This is a genomic window from Allomesorhizobium camelthorni (genome assembly GCF_011045125.1).
Lineage (GTDB): Bacteria > Pseudomonadota > Alphaproteobacteria > Rhizobiales > Rhizobiaceae > Allomesorhizobium > Allomesorhizobium camelthorni.
This window is the reverse complement of sequence record NZ_JAAKZF010000040.1, coordinates 19,112-35,977: the sequence shown is the minus strand read 5'-3', so window position 1 is coordinate 35,977 and position 16,866 is coordinate 19,112. Positions and strand designations below refer to the sequence as shown.

General features: G+C 62.8%; 17 protein-coding genes, 3 pseudogenes and 1 riboswitch. Of the genes and pseudogenes, 14 read left to right on the top strand and 6 right to left on the bottom strand.

Going from position 1 to position 16,866, the window contains the following annotated elements:
- Positions 1–6 precede the first annotated feature (6 nt).
- Positions 7–261: pseudogene (locus tag G6N73_RS38660) on the top strand (DUF982 domain-containing protein).
- Between the two features lie 517 nt (positions 262–778).
- Here G6N73_RS38660 and G6N73_RS22720 read toward each other — a convergent pair.
- A pseudogene (locus G6N73_RS22720) lies at positions 779–877 on the bottom strand (ABC transporter ATP-binding protein); the annotation flags it as partial.
- 285 nt (positions 878–1,162) lie between these two features.
- Between G6N73_RS22720 and G6N73_RS22715 the strand changes: the two are divergent.
- The 13 genes and pseudogenes from G6N73_RS22715 to G6N73_RS22655 all read left to right on the top strand — a co-directional run.
- Entirely contained in the window at positions 1,163–2,494 is a 1,332-nt protein-coding gene (locus tag G6N73_RS22715) for an ABC transporter substrate-binding protein (RefSeq protein WP_165031780.1), read from the top strand.
- 95 nt (positions 2,495–2,589) lie between these two features.
- The gene (locus G6N73_RS22710) at positions 2,590–3,558 is read left to right on the top strand and encodes a carbohydrate ABC transporter permease (RefSeq protein WP_343044708.1); all 969 of its coding nucleotides are present in this window, start codon (positions 2,590–2,592) and stop codon (positions 3,556–3,558) included.
- Complete coding sequence (locus G6N73_RS22705; protein ID WP_165031778.1) at positions 3,555–4,502, top strand: carbohydrate ABC transporter permease; 948 nt, start codon at positions 3,555–3,557, stop codon at positions 4,500–4,502. Before G6N73_RS22710 ends, G6N73_RS22705 begins: the two co-directional genes overlap by 4 nt.
- A complete protein-coding gene (locus G6N73_RS22700; protein WP_165031776.1) occupies positions 4,499–4,705 on the top strand; it encodes a hypothetical protein in 207 nt (68 codons plus the stop codon). The genes G6N73_RS22705 and G6N73_RS22700 overlap by 4 nt, the downstream gene beginning before the upstream one ends.
- 3 nt (positions 4,706–4,708) lie before the next feature.
- Complete coding sequence (locus tag G6N73_RS22695; RefSeq protein ID WP_165031774.1) at positions 4,709–5,815, top strand: ABC transporter ATP-binding protein; 1,107 nt, start codon at positions 4,709–4,711, stop codon at positions 5,813–5,815.
- On the top strand, positions 5,808–6,824 hold the full coding sequence (locus G6N73_RS22690) for an ABC transporter ATP-binding protein (RefSeq protein WP_165031772.1): 1,017 nt from the start codon (positions 5,808–5,810) through the stop codon (positions 6,822–6,824). The genes G6N73_RS22695 and G6N73_RS22690 overlap by 8 nt, the downstream gene beginning before the upstream one ends.
- A 17-nt stretch (positions 6,825–6,841) precedes the next feature.
- Positions 6,842–7,444 carry a dihydroxyacetone kinase subunit DhaL gene (gene dhaL, locus G6N73_RS22685; protein WP_165031806.1) on the top strand — a complete coding sequence of 201 codons (603 nt, stop codon included), beginning with the start codon at positions 6,842–6,844 and terminating at the stop codon, positions 7,442–7,444.
- Positions 7,441–7,830, top strand: coding sequence for a dihydroxyacetone kinase phosphoryl donor subunit DhaM (gene dhaM, locus G6N73_RS22680; protein WP_165031770.1), 390 nt, complete (start codon positions 7,441–7,443; stop codon positions 7,828–7,830). The genes dhaL and dhaM overlap by 4 nt, the downstream gene beginning before the upstream one ends.
- A gap of 17 nt (positions 7,831–7,847) precedes the next feature.
- Complete coding sequence (locus G6N73_RS22675; RefSeq protein ID WP_165031768.1) at positions 7,848–8,159, top strand: HPr family phosphocarrier protein; 312 nt, start codon at positions 7,848–7,850, stop codon at positions 8,157–8,159.
- Positions 8,143–9,729, top strand: coding sequence for a phosphoenolpyruvate--protein phosphotransferase (gene ptsP, locus G6N73_RS22670; protein WP_165031766.1), 1,587 nt, complete (start codon positions 8,143–8,145; stop codon positions 9,727–9,729). The genes G6N73_RS22675 and ptsP overlap by 17 nt, the downstream gene beginning before the upstream one ends.
- A 2-nt stretch (positions 9,730–9,731) precedes the next feature.
- Positions 9,732–10,157 (top strand): hypothetical protein, encoded by a 426-nt coding sequence (locus tag G6N73_RS22665; protein ID WP_165031764.1) that lies wholly within the window; start codon positions 9,732–9,734, stop codon positions 10,155–10,157.
- A 61-nt stretch (positions 10,158–10,218) separates the two neighbouring features.
- Positions 10,219–11,205, top strand: a complete 987-nt coding sequence (gene dhaK, locus G6N73_RS22660; RefSeq protein ID WP_165031762.1) for a dihydroxyacetone kinase subunit DhaK — start codon at positions 10,219–10,221, stop codon at positions 11,203–11,205.
- 170 nt (positions 11,206–11,375) lie between these two features.
- Positions 11,376–11,582: pseudogene (locus G6N73_RS22655) on the top strand (FCD domain-containing protein); the annotation flags it as partial.
- Positions 11,583–11,754: 172 nt separating this feature from the next.
- Here G6N73_RS22655 and G6N73_RS22650 read toward each other — a convergent pair.
- The 5 genes from G6N73_RS22650 to G6N73_RS22630 form a co-directional block, all read right to left on the bottom strand.
- On the bottom strand, positions 11,755–12,273 hold the full coding sequence (locus G6N73_RS22650) for a hypothetical protein (protein WP_165031760.1): 519 nt from the start codon (positions 12,271–12,273) through the stop codon (positions 11,755–11,757).
- Positions 12,274–12,275: 2 nt separating this feature from the next.
- Positions 12,276–13,484 carry an agmatinase family protein gene (locus G6N73_RS22645; RefSeq protein ID WP_425484127.1) on the bottom strand — a complete coding sequence of 403 codons (1,209 nt, stop codon included), beginning with the start codon at positions 13,482–13,484 and terminating at the stop codon, positions 12,276–12,278.
- The gene (locus G6N73_RS22640; RefSeq protein WP_165031758.1) at positions 13,485–14,306 is read right to left on the bottom strand and encodes an ABC transporter ATP-binding protein; all 822 of its coding nucleotides are present in this window, start codon (positions 14,304–14,306) and stop codon (positions 13,485–13,487) included.
- Complete coding sequence (locus G6N73_RS22635; protein ID WP_165031756.1) at positions 14,303–15,127, bottom strand: ABC transporter permease subunit; 825 nt, start codon at positions 15,125–15,127, stop codon at positions 14,303–14,305. The genes G6N73_RS22640 and G6N73_RS22635 overlap by 4 nt, the downstream gene beginning before the upstream one ends.
- Positions 15,128–15,223: 96 nt before the next feature.
- Complete coding sequence (locus G6N73_RS22630) at positions 15,224–16,294, bottom strand: putative urea ABC transporter substrate-binding protein (RefSeq protein ID WP_165031754.1); 1,071 nt, start codon at positions 16,292–16,294, stop codon at positions 15,224–15,226.
- Positions 16,295–16,388: 94 nt separating this feature from the next.
- Positions 16,389–16,503: riboswitch (guanidine-I (ykkC/yxkD leader) on the bottom strand.
- Positions 16,504–16,866: the final 363 nt, after the last annotated feature.

The following is a 16,866-nucleotide window of genomic DNA, read 5'->3' as shown; positions in this document are numbered from 1 at the left end:
GCCCCCATGCTGCGGGAAATGTACTGGACCAAGCCTGTGCGCGTCGAAGCAGCTGGCAGATTCCGTGTGATCAGTTCCACGCGTGCCGCGGCACAATGGCTGCTCTACCATTGGCCGACAGAAGGTGGCCCCGAGCACCGGGCGGCTCGGCTCGCCTGCAACGCCGTTCTGAAGAACTAACAGCCGCCAGACCATGCGCGGGAGGCGTTCATCGCCGCCGCAAAGGAGGCTGGCATACTGATCAATACCGACCCACGCTGAGAGCAGGGCCGCCACACTTAATATAACCTTTGCATGAAAGTACTGCAACGAAGGGCTGGCTCGCACCTGGCCGAGCGCTCCGTGCATACTGGGGCAGATTTGTCCAGCGCCAAGGCAGAAGGTCTTCGATCCGATTGATCGGGTGCCCATCGGCAATGCAGCCAACACGCCGGTGAGCCAGGCTCCGGATTGACGCCGTTGAGCCTGACTGCCACGTCGAAGCCGTCGGCGGGCGTAACGCGTACGTACCGTCGAATGTCGTGAGCATGGTTAGCCGTTGCAGAGACCGGACTTGACGTCCCACTCATCATCATCATCATCGCGGCGAGCTACCCGTTGGTGTCACCGCTCAGGATTCGAATGAGGACTTCGATGCCGAAGTTCGCGATCGACGATCGACTCGAAGAGGTCGATATCCATCTCGGCGGACGGTTCGATCCGCGCCACCTCGGCAGCTATCTTTGCCCAATGGAGGAACTTCCCCGTCTTCGATCGCGCGGTAGTATGCGCATTCGCCGAGCCATGGCAGCAGGCTGTGGTTCTGGAACACCACCGCGCGATCCGGCCCGGGGCTGTTGACCTCCTTATCCGCCCGCAGCACGGCTCCAGCCGAGACGTGGCGGCCAGCGACAGCGGCAGCCAGGCGAGCGGCGGCACTGTGCGCAGGATCGTCGCTGGCCTCCTGAGTCGGAACGCACGGTAGAGCAGCCCCCCGGTAGCTCGGTCGAAGCAATTTTGATGCTTTGTGCAATGCAACACCTTTTCCCTCTTGCGTGTTTAGTAAATTGAGCATTTACTAAACAAATTACTCAACATCGCGTTTGCGGTTTTGAGGCCCCTGAGGAGAGGGGTTCGCGCTCTGAGGCCGTCATCCGGACGATCTCGCTAATGGGAGGTAGGCATGAAATCGACATTGAAAATGTCGCTCGGCCTGACCGCGGGGCTGCTTGCCTCGTCGGCCATGACGGGCGTTTCGCAGGCCGAAGACCTGACGCTCTGCTGGGCCGCGTGGGACCCGGCGAACGCGCTGGTCGAACTCTCGAAGGACTTCACCGCCGAGACCGGCATCGGCATGAAGTTCGAGTTCGTTCCGTGGACCAACTACGCCGACCGGTTCCTCAACGAGCTCAACTCGAAGGGCAAGCTCTGCGACCTGATCATCGGCGACAGCCAGTGGATTGGCGGCTCGGCCGAGAACGGCCACTACATCAAGCTCAACGATTTCTTCGATAAGGAAGGGATCAAGATGAGCGACTTCGTCGACGCGACGGTCGTCGGCTATTCGCAGTGGCCGAAGGGCACGCCGAACTACTGGGCGTTGCCGGCGATGGGCGACGTGGTCGGCTGGACCTACCGCAAGGACTGGTTCTCCAATCCTGATCTGCAGAAGGAATTCAAGGAGAAGTACGGCTGGGATCTTGGCGCGCCGGCCACCTTCGACCAATTCAAACAGATCGCGGAGTTTTTCCAGAACCGGGAGATAGACGGCAAGAAGGTCTATGGCGCCTCGATCTACACCGAGCGCGGCTCCGAAGGCGTCACCATGGGCGTCATGGACGTGCTCTATTCGTTCGGCTTTAAGTATGACAACCCAGACAAGCCCTACGAAATGGACGGCGTCGTCAATTCCGAGAAGTCGGTGAAGGGCCTCGAATTCTACAAATCCCTCTATGATTGCTGCACGCCGCCGGGAGCTTCGAACAGCTATATGGGCGAAGGCATCGACGCCTTCAAATCCGGCCAGGTGGCGATGCACATGAACTTCGCCTTCACCTGGCCAGGCCTGCAGAAGGACGAGGCGGTCGGCGGCGAGAAGGTCGGCTTCTTCGCCAACCCGGCAGGTCCCGACGGCGAGCAGTTCGCCCAACTCGGCGGTCAGGGCATCTCGGTCGTTTCCTACTCCGACAAGCAGGAATCGGCGCTGAAATACATCAAGTGGTTCGCCAATCCCGAAGTGCAGAAGAAATGGTGGTCGCTCGGCGGCTTCTCCTGCCTGAAGGCGGTGGTCGAGGATCCGGCCTTCCCTGACAGCCAGCCCTACGCGAAGACCTTCCTGCAATCGATGGCGATCGTGAAGGACTTCTGGGCCGAGCCGAGCTACGCCTCGCTGCTGCAAGCCTCGCAGAAACGCTTCCATGACTATGTGGTGGCCGGACAGGGCACCGCCAAGGAGGCCCTCGACGGCCTCGTGGCTGACTGGACCGAAGTGTTCCAGGACGACGGCAAGATTTAGCCGTCGCCTCCCAAGCCCGCCCCGAGCCACGTAGAGTGGCGCGGGGCGGAGATATCCGAGACATGCAAGAACTTTTGCCCAGCGGAAAACCTGTCGTGACCGACACCACCTCGTCGATACTGGATCGGGCGGCGGAAGCTGCGGCACGGGCGACGCCTGAAACGCTGGCGAGCCGTGTGCGCGGGCTTTCCGACCGGATGGTCGCCTGGCTGTTCATCGCGCCGACGATCGTTCTTTTGCTGGCGATCAACATCTTTCCGCTGATCTGGGCGATCCAGCTCTCCTTCACGAACTACCGCGCCAACCGGCCGAACGAGCCGATCAAGAATATCGGCCTCTCCAACTATTCGCGCATCCTAACCGACACCGACACCTGGATCGCCATGCAGGCGACCGCGCATTTCGTGTTCTGGACGATCCTCTTGCAGACGCTGATCGGCTTTTCGCTCGCCTATCTGATCGACCGCAAGTTCCGCGGACACGCGTTCTGGACCACGATCATCCTGGTGCCGATGATGCTGTCGCCGGCGGTGGTCGGCAACTTCTGGCGCTTCCTCTACGAGCCGCAGATCGGGCTCTTCACCTATGTCGTCTCTTTCTTCACCGGCATCCCCACCACCGACATACTGATGTTGTCCAACGTGACGCTGGCGCCGTGGGCGATCATCATCGTCGATACCTGGATGTGGACGCCCTATGTGATGCTGATCTGCCTCGCCGGCCTGCGTTCGATCCCCGACTACATCTACGAGGCCGCCGAGGTCGACCGCGCGTCGAACTGGCGGCAGTTCTGGTCGATCACGCTGCCGATGGCGCTGCCATTCATCATGCTGGCGGTGCTCTTCCGCGGCATCGAGAACTTCAAGATGTTCGACATGGTGAACCTCCTGACCGGCGGTGGGCCGGGCTCGACCACGGAAGTCGCATCCATCACGCTGAAGCGTGAAGCCTTCGAGAAATGGCGTACCGGCTTCTCATCGGCCTTCGCCATCATTCTCTTCGTCGCCGTCTTCGGGCTCGCCAACATCTACGTCAAAGTGCTGAACAGGGTGAAAAGCCGATGAGCGCCGCCGCCCATTCGGTCGTCGAGCCGAGCACGACCTCGAAGCGCGCCGCAGCGACGCTGGTGATCGTCTATGCGCTGATCTCGATGATCCCGCTGTTCTGGATCTTCGCGACGAGCTTCAAGACGCCGCCGGACTCGATCGCCTATCCGCCGAAGATCGTCTTCACCCCGTCGATCGAGGGCTATTGCAATTTGTTCACGACGCGCACGCGGCAGACGCCGGAATACATCAACTCGCTGCCGCCTGCGACGAGCTTTTGCGACGAGACCACGCGCAAGCGCAACATGGTGATCGCCGGGCCGTCGAACTTCCTGCCGCGCTTCGTCAACTCGCTGATCATCGCCTTCGGCTCGACATTTTGCGCGGTGTTCCTCGGCACGCTCGCCGCCTACGGTTTCTCGCGCTTCCGCGTGCCGCTCGCCGACGACTTGCTGTTCTTCATCCTGTCGACGCGTTTCATGCCGCCGATCGCCGTGGCGATCCCGATCTATCTGATGTATCGCGAGCTCGGCCTCTCCGACACGGCGCTCGGCATGATCCTGCTCTACACGGCGGTCAACGTGTCGCTGGCGGTGTGGCTGCTCAAGGGCTTCATCGACGAGATTCCCAGGGAGTACGAGGAAGCCGCGATGATCGACGGCTACACGCGGCTGCAGGCTTTCCGCAAGGTAGTGCTGCCGCAGGCGACGACCGGCATCGCTGCGACGGCGATCTTCTGCCTGATCTTCGCCTGGAACGAATACGCCTTCGCGTCTCTCCTGACCTCGGGCACAGCGCAGACCGCGCCGCCCTTCATCCCCACCATCATCGGCGAAGGCGGCCAGGACTGGCCGGCGGTGGCCGCCGGAACGACCGTGTTCCTGGTGCCGATCCTGGTGTTCACCATCCTGCTGAGAAAGCAGCTGCTGCGCGGCATCACCTTCGGAGCGGTGCGCAAATGAGCGCGGCAACGACAAGGAAACGCCGCTCGAACTGGCCGGCCTGGCTGCGCCGCGGGCTATTGGAGAACATCGCAACAGGGATCATCGGCATCGGCTTCCTGATGTTGTTCCAGCCTTTCGCGCTGACGCTCTACACCTGGTCGTTCGTTACGATGCTGTTCGGCACCGCTATGTTCATCATCGTCTCGAAGTTCCCGGAGTAGGCGATGGCCGAGATACGCGTCCAGAACCTGAGGAAGGAATTCGGATCGTTCGTCGCGGTCCAGGATTCCAACTTCGTCGTCAATGACGGCGAGTTCTTCGTCATGCTCGGGCCATCCGGCTGCGGCAAGACGACGACGCTCAGGATGATCGCGGGGCTGGAACTGCCGACCGGCGGCAGGATCCTTCTCGGCGGAGAAGAAGTGACAATGTTGCGCGCGAGGGAACGAGATATTGCGTTCGTCTTCCAGCTCTTCGCGCTCTACCCTCACATGAACGTGCGCAAGAACATGGGCTTTCCCCTGCTCGCGCAAGGCATGCCGAAGGCCGAGATCAGGCAGCGCGTAGAGGAGACGGCCAGGCTTCTGCGCATCGACCATCTGCTCGATCGCCCGGTGTCGGGGCTCGCCGGCGGCGACCGCCAGCGCGTCGCGCTCGGCCGCGCGATCGTCAGGCGGCCGAAATGTTTTCTCATGGATGAGCCGCTCGGCACGCTCGATGCCGAGTTCCGCGACCTGATGGTGCATGAGTTGCGCGAGATGCACAACCGCATCCACGCGACCACGGTCTATGTCACGCACGACCAGTTGGAAGCCATGTCCATGGCCGACAAGATCGCGGTGATGAACCACGGCGCCATCGAACAGTTCGGCACGCCAAAGGAGATCTACGATCATCCGGCGTCAATGTTCGTCGCCGACTTCATTGGTTCGCCGCCGATGAACTTTTTGAAATTCGGTGGCAGCCTCCAGAAAGGCGCGAAGGAAATCGTCGTGCAGGGGGCGAGTGTCGTCGTGCCGGAAATCCGTGAGGATTTCGCGCTGGCCGATTTTGCGCTCGGAGTCAGGCCCGAACACATCCGCTTCGACGATGCCTCGAAGCTGCGCGGCTCGATCTACGGCACCGAATATCTCGGCACCACGCAGATCGTCGCGGTCGAGACGGCGGACGGGATGCTGAAGGCGCGCGTGGCCGCCGACCTCCCGCTGCGCATGGGCGAGCCGGTAGGGCTTTCGTTCAATGCCCAACGGCTTTCCTTGTTCGAAAAGGCCTCGGGCCGAGCGATCCTGACCGGCGCCAGGGACAATATGGGAGGAGCCGCGCATGGCTGACGTTTCGCTGCGCGGCGTGTGCAAGGCGTTCGGCGACACACAAGCCGTCGACGGGCTGACGCTCTCTATCAAGGACGGCGAGTTCGTCGTTCTGCTCGGCCCGACAGGCGCCGGCAAGACGACGACACTTCGCCTCGTCGCGGGGCTGGAACGACCCGACAGCGGCTCGATCGTCATCGGCGGGCGAGATGTGACGAAGCTCGAGCCGGCTTCGCGCGACGTGGCCTTCGTGTTCCAGCAATATTCCCTCTATCCTCACCTCACTGTTGCCGAAAACCTCGCCTTCCCGCTGCGCTCACCCGCCCGCAAGTGGTCGGAAGCCGAGATCAAGAGCCGGGTGCTGGAAGTCGCGAAGCTGGTGCGCATCGACCACAAGCTGGAAAGCAGATCGACCAGGCTTTCCGGCGGCGAGATGCAGCGCGTGGCGATCGGCCGTGCGCTGGTGCGCAAGCCGGCGATCTATCTGATGGACGAGCCGCTATCTTCGCTCGACGCAAAGCTGCGCGGCGATCTGAGGCTTGAGCTGAAGCGGATCCAAGCCGAGCTCGGCTCAACAATGCTCTACGTCACCCACGACCAGATCGAGGCAATGACCATGGCCGACCGCATCGGCATCCTCGCCGAGAGCCGGCTGGCGCAGATCGGCACGCCCAGGGAGATCTATACGGAGCCGGCGAACCTGCATGTCGCCGCCCGGCTCGGCCAGCCTGCGATCAACCTGCTGCCCGCCGACCTGCTGCCGGAAGGGGCGGCGCCGACCGGTACTAAGACGATCGGCGCGCGCACCGAGCACCTGACAATCCGCAAGGCCGCGAACGGCCCCGCCGACGGGACGGTTGACTGGGTCGAGCATCTGGGCGACCAGAACCATCTGCATCTTAAGGTCGGGAATCGCAGACTGGTGACGTTGACCGACCCGGATACGCTGTTCGACAAGGGCGACCGAGTTACGGTCCGGCTGAAGTCACCGCTCTATTTCGACGGCGCAGGCAACAGGATTGCTGAATGACGATGAATACCGCGGCTATGACTGGGATTGACCTCAAGGCGCTGATCACTGAACTCGCCGACACGATAGCGGCGCATGCCGACGAACTGACCGCGCTCGACCGGGCGATCGGCGATGGCGATCACGGGCTGAACATGAAGCGCGGCTTCGAGGCGGTGCGCGCGGAAACGGCGGCGCTGGCGGAAAAGCCCCTGCCCGAAGCGTTGAAGGCCATCGGCACCAAGCTGGTGATGACCGTCGGCGGGGCTTCCGGACCGCTGTTCGGCACGCTGTTCATGACGCTTGGCAAGGAGCTACCGGCCGAGCCAGACCGTGCCGAGCTGGCCGCTGCTCTTGCGAAGTCAATCGATGCCGTCGCCGCGCGCGGCAAGTCGCAGGCCGGACAGAAGACGATGCTCGACGTGCTCTATCCGGTGCAATGCGCAGTCGCGGAGGGCAAGAGCGCGGACGAAGTGGCCGCTGCTGCCGATGCCGCTGCCGAGGCGACCAAACCCATGAAGGCGATACGCGGGCGCGCGTCCTTCCTCGGCGACCGTTCGATTGGCCATATGGACCCCGGGGCGCGTTCTGCGGCCTTGATTACGCGCGCCATCGCCGAAACGCTGGAGCCCAGTGCATGAAAAATGTCGGCATCGTCATCGTCTCGCATTCGCCGAAAATAGCCGAAGGCACCGCCGACATGGTGCGCCAGATGGTCGGCGAGGAAGTGCCGCTCGCCTGGTGCGGCGGCAATCCTGACGGTGGGCTCGGAACGCAGGTCGGCGCGATCATGGAGGCGATCGAGAAGGCCTGGTCGGAAGCGGGCGTTGCGATCCTGGTTGATCTCGGCGGCGCCGAGACCAATAGCGAGATGGCCGTCGAAATGATAGGCGAGCCACGCGCGAGCCGCATCGTGATATGCAATGCGCCGATCGTCGAAGGTGCGGTGATGGCCGCGACGGAAGCGTCGGGCGGAGCTTCGCTCAAGGAAGTCGTGGCGACTGCGCATGAGCTGGCGCCGGCATGAATGAACGGGAACAGATAATGTCGGCGAGAGCAGCGGCACGGGTCGAAATCACCCACGAGGTCGGGCTCCACGCCCGCCCCTCGGTGAAGTTCACCAAACTGGCGAAAACGTTTGCGGCCGATGTCGAGATGGCGCTCGCTCCCGAAGGGCCGTGGTTCGACGCGAAATCGATCGTCAAGGTGATGGCGGCGAAGGCGCCCAAGGGCACCATTCTGCACCTGAGGGCCAGTGGTGAAGGCGCCGAGAGCGCCGTCAATGCTTTGGTCGCACTGGTCGAGCGGGATTTCGACGAGGCGGCCGAGGGCGAAGCCCATGTCCGGACCGCTTAGGCTCACTGGAACGCCCGCTTCAGGAGGCTATGCGGAAGGCCCGATCTTCTGCCTGGAGGGCGGCGCCGTCAGCTACGTCGCCAAGGGTTCCGGGGCAGCAGAGGCCGAAGCGCTGAGAGCGGCAATCGAAGCGGCATCGGAGCAACTTGCGGCGCTTGCCGCCGCCTCCACCGGCGAAGCAGCCGACATGCTGGAGTTCCAGCTCGCCATGCTCACCGACGATTCGCTCTCCGGGACGGCTTTCGATGCGATCGATGCAGGCGTCCCAGCGGACGAGGCGTGGTCCGATGCCCTCGTCGAACAGATAGAGGGCTACGAGGCGGCCGAGGACGAATATTTCCGGGCGCGGGCGGCGGACCTGAGAGACATACGCCAGCAAGTGCTCGACGCGCTGACCTCCGCCGGAGACAGAATCGCTCCGCCCGGCGCGATCCTGTTCGGCGAGGACATCGCGCCGACCCGTTTCCTGGCGACCGACTGGTCGGCCGGCGGCGGCATCGCGCTGTCGAAGGGCAGCTCTGCCAGCCATGTTGCGATGCTCGCCCGCTCGCGCGGCGTGCCGATGGTGGTGGGTCTCGGACCGGTCCCGACCGATTTCCAGGGGTCAGCGCTGCTCGATGCCGAACATGGAAGCATCCTGCTTGGCGACGCGAGCGAAGGTGCCGATCTCTTCCGGGCGTCGGCGGAGGCGTTCGCAGCGCGTCGCCGCGCAGCTGAGGACCATCTGCGCAAGCCGGCAATGACAACCGACGGAACGCCGGTGCGCGTGCTGGTCAACATCGCCGATCCCGCCGATGTCGACGGCATCGACATCACGACCTGTGACGGCGTCGGGCTGATGCGGACGGAGTTCCTGTTTGGCAAGGAATTGCCTGACGAGGAGACGCAGTACCGTGCCTACCGGAAGGTTCTCGAATGGGCCGTCGGCAAGCCGGTGACGATCCGCACCATCGACGCCGGCGGAGACAAGCCGGTGCCAGGCTTCACCGTCGAGGAAAGCAACCCCTTCCTCGGCCTGCGCGGCATACGCCTGTCGCTGGCGCGGCCGGACGTTTTCCGCGTTCAGATCAGGGCGTTGCTCCGCGCAGCGATGCACGGCAACCTGAAGGTGATGTTCCCGATGATCGCGGTGCCGGAGGAATATGCCCGCGCGGCGGCGCTGTTCGCGCAGGAGGCGAGAAACCTTGCCGATACAGGCGAACCGCATTCCATTCCGCCGCTCGGCATCATGGTCGAAGTGCCGTCGGTGGCGATCGCACCGGAACTCTTCTCCGACGCCGCCTTCTTCTCGATCGGCTCGAACGATCTGTCGCAATATGTGATGGCGGCGGCGCGCGACAACACGGCGGTGGCGGCGCTAAATTCCGTGACCACCCCGGCGGTGTTGAGGCTCATCGCGTCGGTGGCGGAATTCGGTACGCGGCACGCCATATCGGTCAGCTTGTGCGGCGACGCCGGCGGCGATCCGGCCGCCATCCCTCATTTGCTCGAGGCCGGTCTGCGCGACCTCTCGGTGGCGCCGGCGCAGCTGGCCCTCGCCAAGGTGGCGATATCAGGCGTCAGGCTTTAGCGATGGCGACAAAGCCGCCACCCGCACCGGTCGACGCCGAGACAGCGATACGCGCCTACAAGAGCGTGCTGTCGGCGGTGATCGAGCAACGCCCGTCCGGAACGCGTCAGCGGCTCGCCGATGCGCTGGGCAAGCATCGCAGCTTCGTCACGCAGATCACCAGCCCGACCTATTCGACGCCGATCCCGTCAAAGCACCTGCAGGCGATATTCTCCCTCTGCCATTTCAGCCAGCAGGACCGCGATGCGTTCCTCGCCGCTTACCGCATCGCACATCCGGGAAAGGTGCCAGTCGACGGCGAGATGCGCCGGACCCGCCACATCTCTCTGACCGTGCCGGACCTTGGCGACGCCAAACAGAACGCGGCGCTCGACCGCGCCATCAACGACTTCATCCACAGGATCACCAGCATCGCCAAGGGCGGGTAAACCAGCAATCCATCCGGACCGCCGGCTGAGGGGTCCGCGAGACGGGCAACGGGAGGGAGACATGAAGAAGTTCATCAACGCCGTCGATACAGTGCTGACCGAAAGCCTCGATGGCTTTGCGGCGGCGCATTCCGACATCGTTACGCTCGGCGGCGGCCATAAGTTCATCCGCCGCAAAGCGCTGAAAACAGGCAAGGTGGCGCTGATCTCGGGCGGCGGCTCCGGCCATGAGCCGCTGCATGGCGGGCTCGTCGGCCACGGCATGCTCGACGCCGCCTGCCCCGGCCAGGTGTTCACCTCGCCGACGCCGGACCAGATGATGGAGGCCGGCGCCGAGGTGAACACGGGCGCCGGTTGCCTGTTCATCGTCAAGAACTACGAAGGCGACGTGATGAACTTCGACATGGCCGCCGAGATGTCGGAAGGCGTCATGCAGGTCGTCACCAATGACGACGTGGCGGTGGAGGATTCGCTCTACACGACCGGCCGGCGCGGCGTCGCCGGTACGCTGGTGGTGGAGAAGATTCTGGGTGCCGCAGCCGAGGAAGGTATGGCGCTGAAAGATCTCAAGGAGCTCGGCGACAAGGTCAACCGCGCCACCCGCTCGATGGGCGTGGCGCTTACCTCGTGCACCGTTCCCGCCGCCGGCAAGCCGAATTTCGAGATCGCCGACGACGAGATGGAGTTCGGCGTCGGCATCCACGGCGAGCCCGGCCGCCGTCGCGGCAAGCTTTTGCCGGCCGACGCCATCGCCGAGGAGATTTGCGCGGCGATCGCCGGCGATCTCGGCTCGGCCGCGAATGGCAACGCGCTGCTCTTCGTCAACGGCTTCGGCGGCACGCCGTCGATGGAGCTTTATCTGATGTACAACAGCGCGCGGAAAATGCTGGAAAAGCACGGCGTGAACATAGCGCGCTCGCTGGTCGGATCCTACGTGACATCGCTCGACATGGCCGGCTGCTCGATCACGCTCACCATGCTGGATGGCCGCACAACCAAACTCTGGGATGCGCCGGTGCAGACGGCTGCTTTAAGGTGGGGCATTTAAATCGAAGCACGGGCGAGGGATCTGGGGAACCTCCGCCGCCATTTTGGGAAGTTTCCTCAATCTCAAGGCACGACAGCGTCAATACAGGTAGATTCGGTTAACTGAGGTGACCGCCGCCTGGTTTGCCAATTGAAGGCTATCGTTTCCACTCGAGTTCTTTCGGGGCCGGTAGGCGATCGTTCGTGATCGCGCTTTACGGCCGTTCTGGCGTCTCCAGTTGCGGACACGGCGAGCATGTTAAAATTCTGGACGCGCTTAAAGACGGCAACTCCGAACTGGCCAGCGCGCTGATGCTGCATCACATTGATCACATCGAGGCCGACCTTGATCTTCGCATCAAGAGTAGCCCGACGTTGAGGGAGGCGCTTGAACTCTGACGCCGTCGGCATCAGAGGCGGTCGGCGCGGACCTTCAAAAATTGATACAACAGGTTCCGGATCTGCCGCAGCCTTGTCCACCACTTCTTGCTCATCGTAATTTCCGCCCTCGCCAACGGCGTTCCACCATCGCCATGCCAATCAGCAAGGCGATGGTGATCTGGGGCCACGTTCAATGCCCGGCAATGTCGATTTGTGCAGCAGCGGAACGGTCCGCGAGGGCTCGCGCGGCGGCAAAGCCGAGATGCCTTTGTTCCGTGCCGTCATGATAGACAAAGGAAAGGCGCCGCCGGTGCGAAGTCAGCTTCGCAGGCAGCGGATGATACGTCACGCCGGCGCCGCCGACGAGCGGCATGACCGCGCCTACGTCGACAAGATCTTCGGTCTCGACGCGCAGCAAATGGAGCCGCAGGCCGTCCGCCGTTTCGCCTACGAAGGGTATGCCGGCAAGGCGCAGGAAGCTGGATGGATCGGGCGCACGCGCAAATCCTTCGAGAAAGGCCGTTTCGACAAGATCGATGTCGACCATTCTTGAATCGATAGGCTGTTCGTTGAGAACGTCGTGAGGCAGATGCGGTGTCTGCCACTGCAGAGGCTTCCCCGCCGGCCCGTTGTGGCCAGGCGGATGGGGATGGTGATGGTCGTCACCGTCATGGTGGTGGCCGTGGCTGTGATGATGATCGTCGTGCATGTTCAGAAACTCACCGGCTTGTCGATGATGGATTTATGCTTGCCGAGATTGCCGTGCGCGACCATCGAGCCAAGCGCCTCGACGACGACGCGTACGCCGAACAGAGCAGTGATGTCGGAGGTGTCGTAGGGCGGGGAAACTTCGACCACCTCCAGCCCGCAGATGCCGGGCGCCGCCACGAGTCCGAGAAGCTTGAGCGCCTCGCGCGGCAGAAAGCCACCCGGCTCCGGCCAGCCCGTGCCGGGCACGAAACCGCAATCGATGCTGTCGACATCGAAGGAGATGTAGACGGCGTCGGCGTCTTTCCAGGCGAGTTCGAGCGCTATTTCGGCCGCCTTCTCAAGGCCCATCTGTTCAATGTCGGAAATGGTCAGCACATTCGTGCCCCGCTTCCGCGCTTCAGCCACGCCGTAGCGGGGAACCTGCCAGCCGCCGATGCCGAGCTGCACCAGATTTGTCGCCGAGACATTCGGCAAGTTGGTTGCCCAATACCAGGGCGTGGTGTGCATGCGTTCATCAAGATCCTTTTCCTGGATGTCGATGTGACGATCGAAATGGATGATGCCTATGCGCTTGGAGGTGACGTCGGCGATGCCGCGAACGCAGGGAAAGCCGATCGAATGATCGCCGCCCAGCATGATCGGCAGTGCTCCCGAGGAGGCCACATGGCTCACGCCCTTGGTAATCTGGTCGAAGCTCTTTTCGAGGTTGGCGGGGATGGTGAAAACGTCGCCAGCGTCGCAGAGCGTCATCTGCTCGCGCAGATCAACGCCGAGTTCGTAATTGTACGGCGTGTAGAGCGCCGAAATGCGGCGGATGCCCTGCGGCCCGAAACGGGTTCCCGGGCGATAGGTGGTGCCGCTGTCGAACGGGATTCCGATGACAGCCGCGTCATATTTGCCGACATCGCGGACGTTCTCGACATAGGGCGCCTTGAGGAAGGTGTTGATTCCGGCGAAATGCGGAAGCTCTCCGCGCGAAAATGTCGGGATCGACTTGTCGATGATCGAATCCGATCCCGGCAGGCCCATGTCGAGCGCCCATTGCTGCTCCTTGCGCCAGCCGGCCTCTGACAGCTTCCCTTCGGCCTCGATCGATTTCCAGCCCTGCGTGCCGCGGGCGTCGAAATCGGGATGGTGAAAGCGTTCCATCGGCTCCCGGGCGACGAGGCCCGCGCGGCGGTGGCTGCGTTCGGGAATGTTTCTGGACATTCAAGGTCTCCCTTGCGACGCCGTCGTCGCTACTGCGGTATCCAGCCGGGCCGTCCCGACCATCGAGGCCACTTTGGCCACGTCTTGGGAAGAAGCCCGGGTCTTGCGGTCGAGCTTCAGATCGTAGGTGATCGTCGCGCCGTAGGCGGACGGAAACTGGGGATCGTGGCGCACCTTGTCGAAGACGAGGACGCGTGTGCCGAGCTTGAAGGCCTCCCCGATGTCGTGCGTGACCATCACCACGGTCATGCCGTGTTCGGTCCAGATTTCTGTTAGCAGTTCGTGCATCTCGACGCGGATGCCGGGATCGAGCGCGCCGAACGGCTCGTCGAGAAGCAGTACCCGCGGACGGCCGAGCAGGGTCTGCGCGATCGCGAGGCGCTGCTGCATGCCGCCGGAAAGCGAAGCGGGATAGAGGTCGCGCGCATGGCTGAGGCCGACTCGTTCCAGCATAGCTTCGGCCTCTTCTCTCGCGCGCTTGCGTTTTACGCCGAAGACGCGGCCGAACGGGCCGCCTGAGCGGAAGTCTTCGACCAGAATCACGTTCTGCAGGGCCGTGAGATGCGGAAACACCGAGTAGCGCTGAAAAACGATGCCGCGCTCGGGAGTCGGCTGAGGTACGATCGGGCTATCGCCGACAACGACCACACCGCCGCTCGCCTGTTCCTGGCCGAGCAGGATCCGCAGGAACGTCGATTTTCCGCAGCCGCTTGCACCGACCAGGGACAGAAATTCGCCGGCCTCGGCGACGACGTTGACCCGCTCCAGGACGCGGGCGTCGCCATAGCTTTTCTCCAGCCCATGGACGACGATACGGCTCATTTGCCTTCCACCGGATGAGCCCACGGGGAAACGGCATGCGAAAGCCGCACCAGCAGCCAGTCGGTCATGACGGCAAGCAGCGTGATCCATGCAACGTATGGCAAGATGACATCCATCGACAGATAGCGGCGGACGAGGAAAATGCGGTAACCAAGGCCCTCGGTTGAGGCGATGGCTTCGGCGGCGATCAGGAAAAGCCAGGCCGGTCCGAGCGCCAGCCGAACGCATGTCAGCAGGCGCGGCATGACCTGCGGCAGGACGAACCTCAAAACCATGGTCCAACTGTTGCCGCCCAGCGTCTGTGCCTTGGCGACAAGCTCGGGCGGCAAGTCAATGACGCGGTTGGCGATGTCGCGGACCATCACCGGAGCGACGCCGGTCGCGATCAGCGTGATTTTTGCTGTCTCGCCCAAACCGAGTGCGATGAACAGGATCGGTAGCAGCGCCAGCGGCGGGATGACGCAGACAACGGTGACGAAGGGAAGAAGAAGCGCCCGCACCCGCGGGATGAAGCCGATGGCGATGCCGAGCGTGAGTGCGATAAAAGTCGCCGCGCCCACCCCGATAAACAGCCTGATCAGACTGGCATAAGTGTCGACCCAGAGGATGAGATCGCCGGAGCGCCTGTCCGGCACCGTGGCAAGGTCCAGAAAGGCCGACCACATGTGCACGGCCGACGGCAAGAGCTTGTCATTGGGATTGGCCGCCAGCCTTTCGCCCGAGGTGACCAGATAGGCGACCGCCACGACCAGAAACGGCAATGCGCCGAGGAACAAGGCGCCGCCTCGCGAAACCCTCGCGTTAATCAGGCGAAGGCGCACTTTCGATCTACGCTGCGCGCGGCGCGGGACTATTTGGCCCGCGTCGTGTCCTGCATTCAGCGTATCGATTCCTCTGGCCACCATGTCGCGCCTGCGTCAGAGCGTTCCAGCGGCGGCTTCCGCCATGTAGGTCGGGTCGAAACGAAGCTTGATGTTGTTGACGTCGCCAAGGGTGGAGCCGCCGGGGAAACTCATGCCCACCACGTCGACACTCGTCGCGTTGGTGCCGAGGATACCGTGGTCGAACAGAAAGTTGCGGACAATATCCATCGTCTTCGGCAGTTCGGCGCCTTTGGTGAACTCGACCGCCTTGGCGGCTTCGAAGAACATTGCGGTCGAGGCGAGTTGCGCGTCGAAGCCGGCAAGGTCCGTGCCGGAAGCCTTTGCCATCTCCTCCTTGGCTGCCTGCCCTTCGGGCGTTTCCGATGTCATCAGGTCCATCGCTTCGTACCAGGCGCCGACAAGCGCCTTGCCCAGCGCCGGATTGTCCTTCAGCGTCTCCGTGTTCACGACCATCATGTCGATGATCTCGCCGGGAATCTGCGATGAATCGAAGACCTTGTGCGCGCCGGGCATGGTGACAATCTCGGAAACCAGCGGGTTCCAGGTGACGACGGACGTGACGTCACCGGTACCGTAGGCGGCGACCATGTCGGCATCGGAGGTGTTGACGACCGTGATGTCTTTTTCAGCAAGATTGACCGTCTCCAGCGCCCGCGCCAGCAGATAGTGAGACACGGAAAGCTCGACGAGATTGACCTTCTGGCCGGCAATGTCGGCCAGCCCTGTCTTGTCTTTCAGGATCACGGCGTCGTTGCCGTTGGAGAAATCGCCGATGATCAGCGCCGTTGTGTCCACTCCGCCGCCGGCGGGTATCGACAGCGCATCCATGTTGGTCATCGAACAGCCGTCGAAGCCGCCGGCCGTATACTGGTTGATGCTTTCGACATAGTCGTTGATGCGGGTAATCTCGACATCGATGCCGTACTTGTCCGCCCACTTCTTCATGATGCCGCTGTCGGAAAGATAGCCCCATGGCATCCACCCGACATAGATCGACCAGCAGATCTTGAAGTCCTTTTTGGGCGCCGCGTCGGCGGCTGGAATGAACGAAAAACCGAGTGAGGCGGCTAAGACGAGCCCGGCCAGCTTGCGAAGCATTTGCATACCCCTGGTCTCGATCCGGATTGCGTCCGGATATTTGTTGGGGGTTCACGGAGCGCAACCGGGAGGAGGTTCGCGCCAGCAAACCCGTGCAGGGTTCTCCCGGGATTTTGGCCCGCCGTGTTCCGCCGGATGCCTCAGTGCATCCCTGGCGGTCGCGTCTCTTGGACCAGCACCGCTTGGTGGCGGCCGGAACCCTAGACGCTCTGCACGGAATTTACGAAGCAAAGAGCGTGCCAGCCCGAATTGCGGCCAGACGCGCCGGCATTTTCCCGTGTTAGCGGATTATGCAACGCACATATGGCGTAGAAATCATCGCAACGCCGACGGATTAGGCACTCTCCGCCGCAAATGTGCGCCTGGAGACAGAGGCCAGGCCTGGTAGAAAGAAGGCTCTCATTCAATGGCTCCGCAGACCACATACTATGCGACTTTGACTTTGACCCTCGCGCATACGAGCGAACAGCTCTGCGCCAAAAAGGAAACCGATCTACTGCCGCCGGGCGACCGCTTCCCGCCGCCACCACCCGTCATTGCGCGAGTTCGAAGCGGTAATAGCACTCGCAATACGTCAG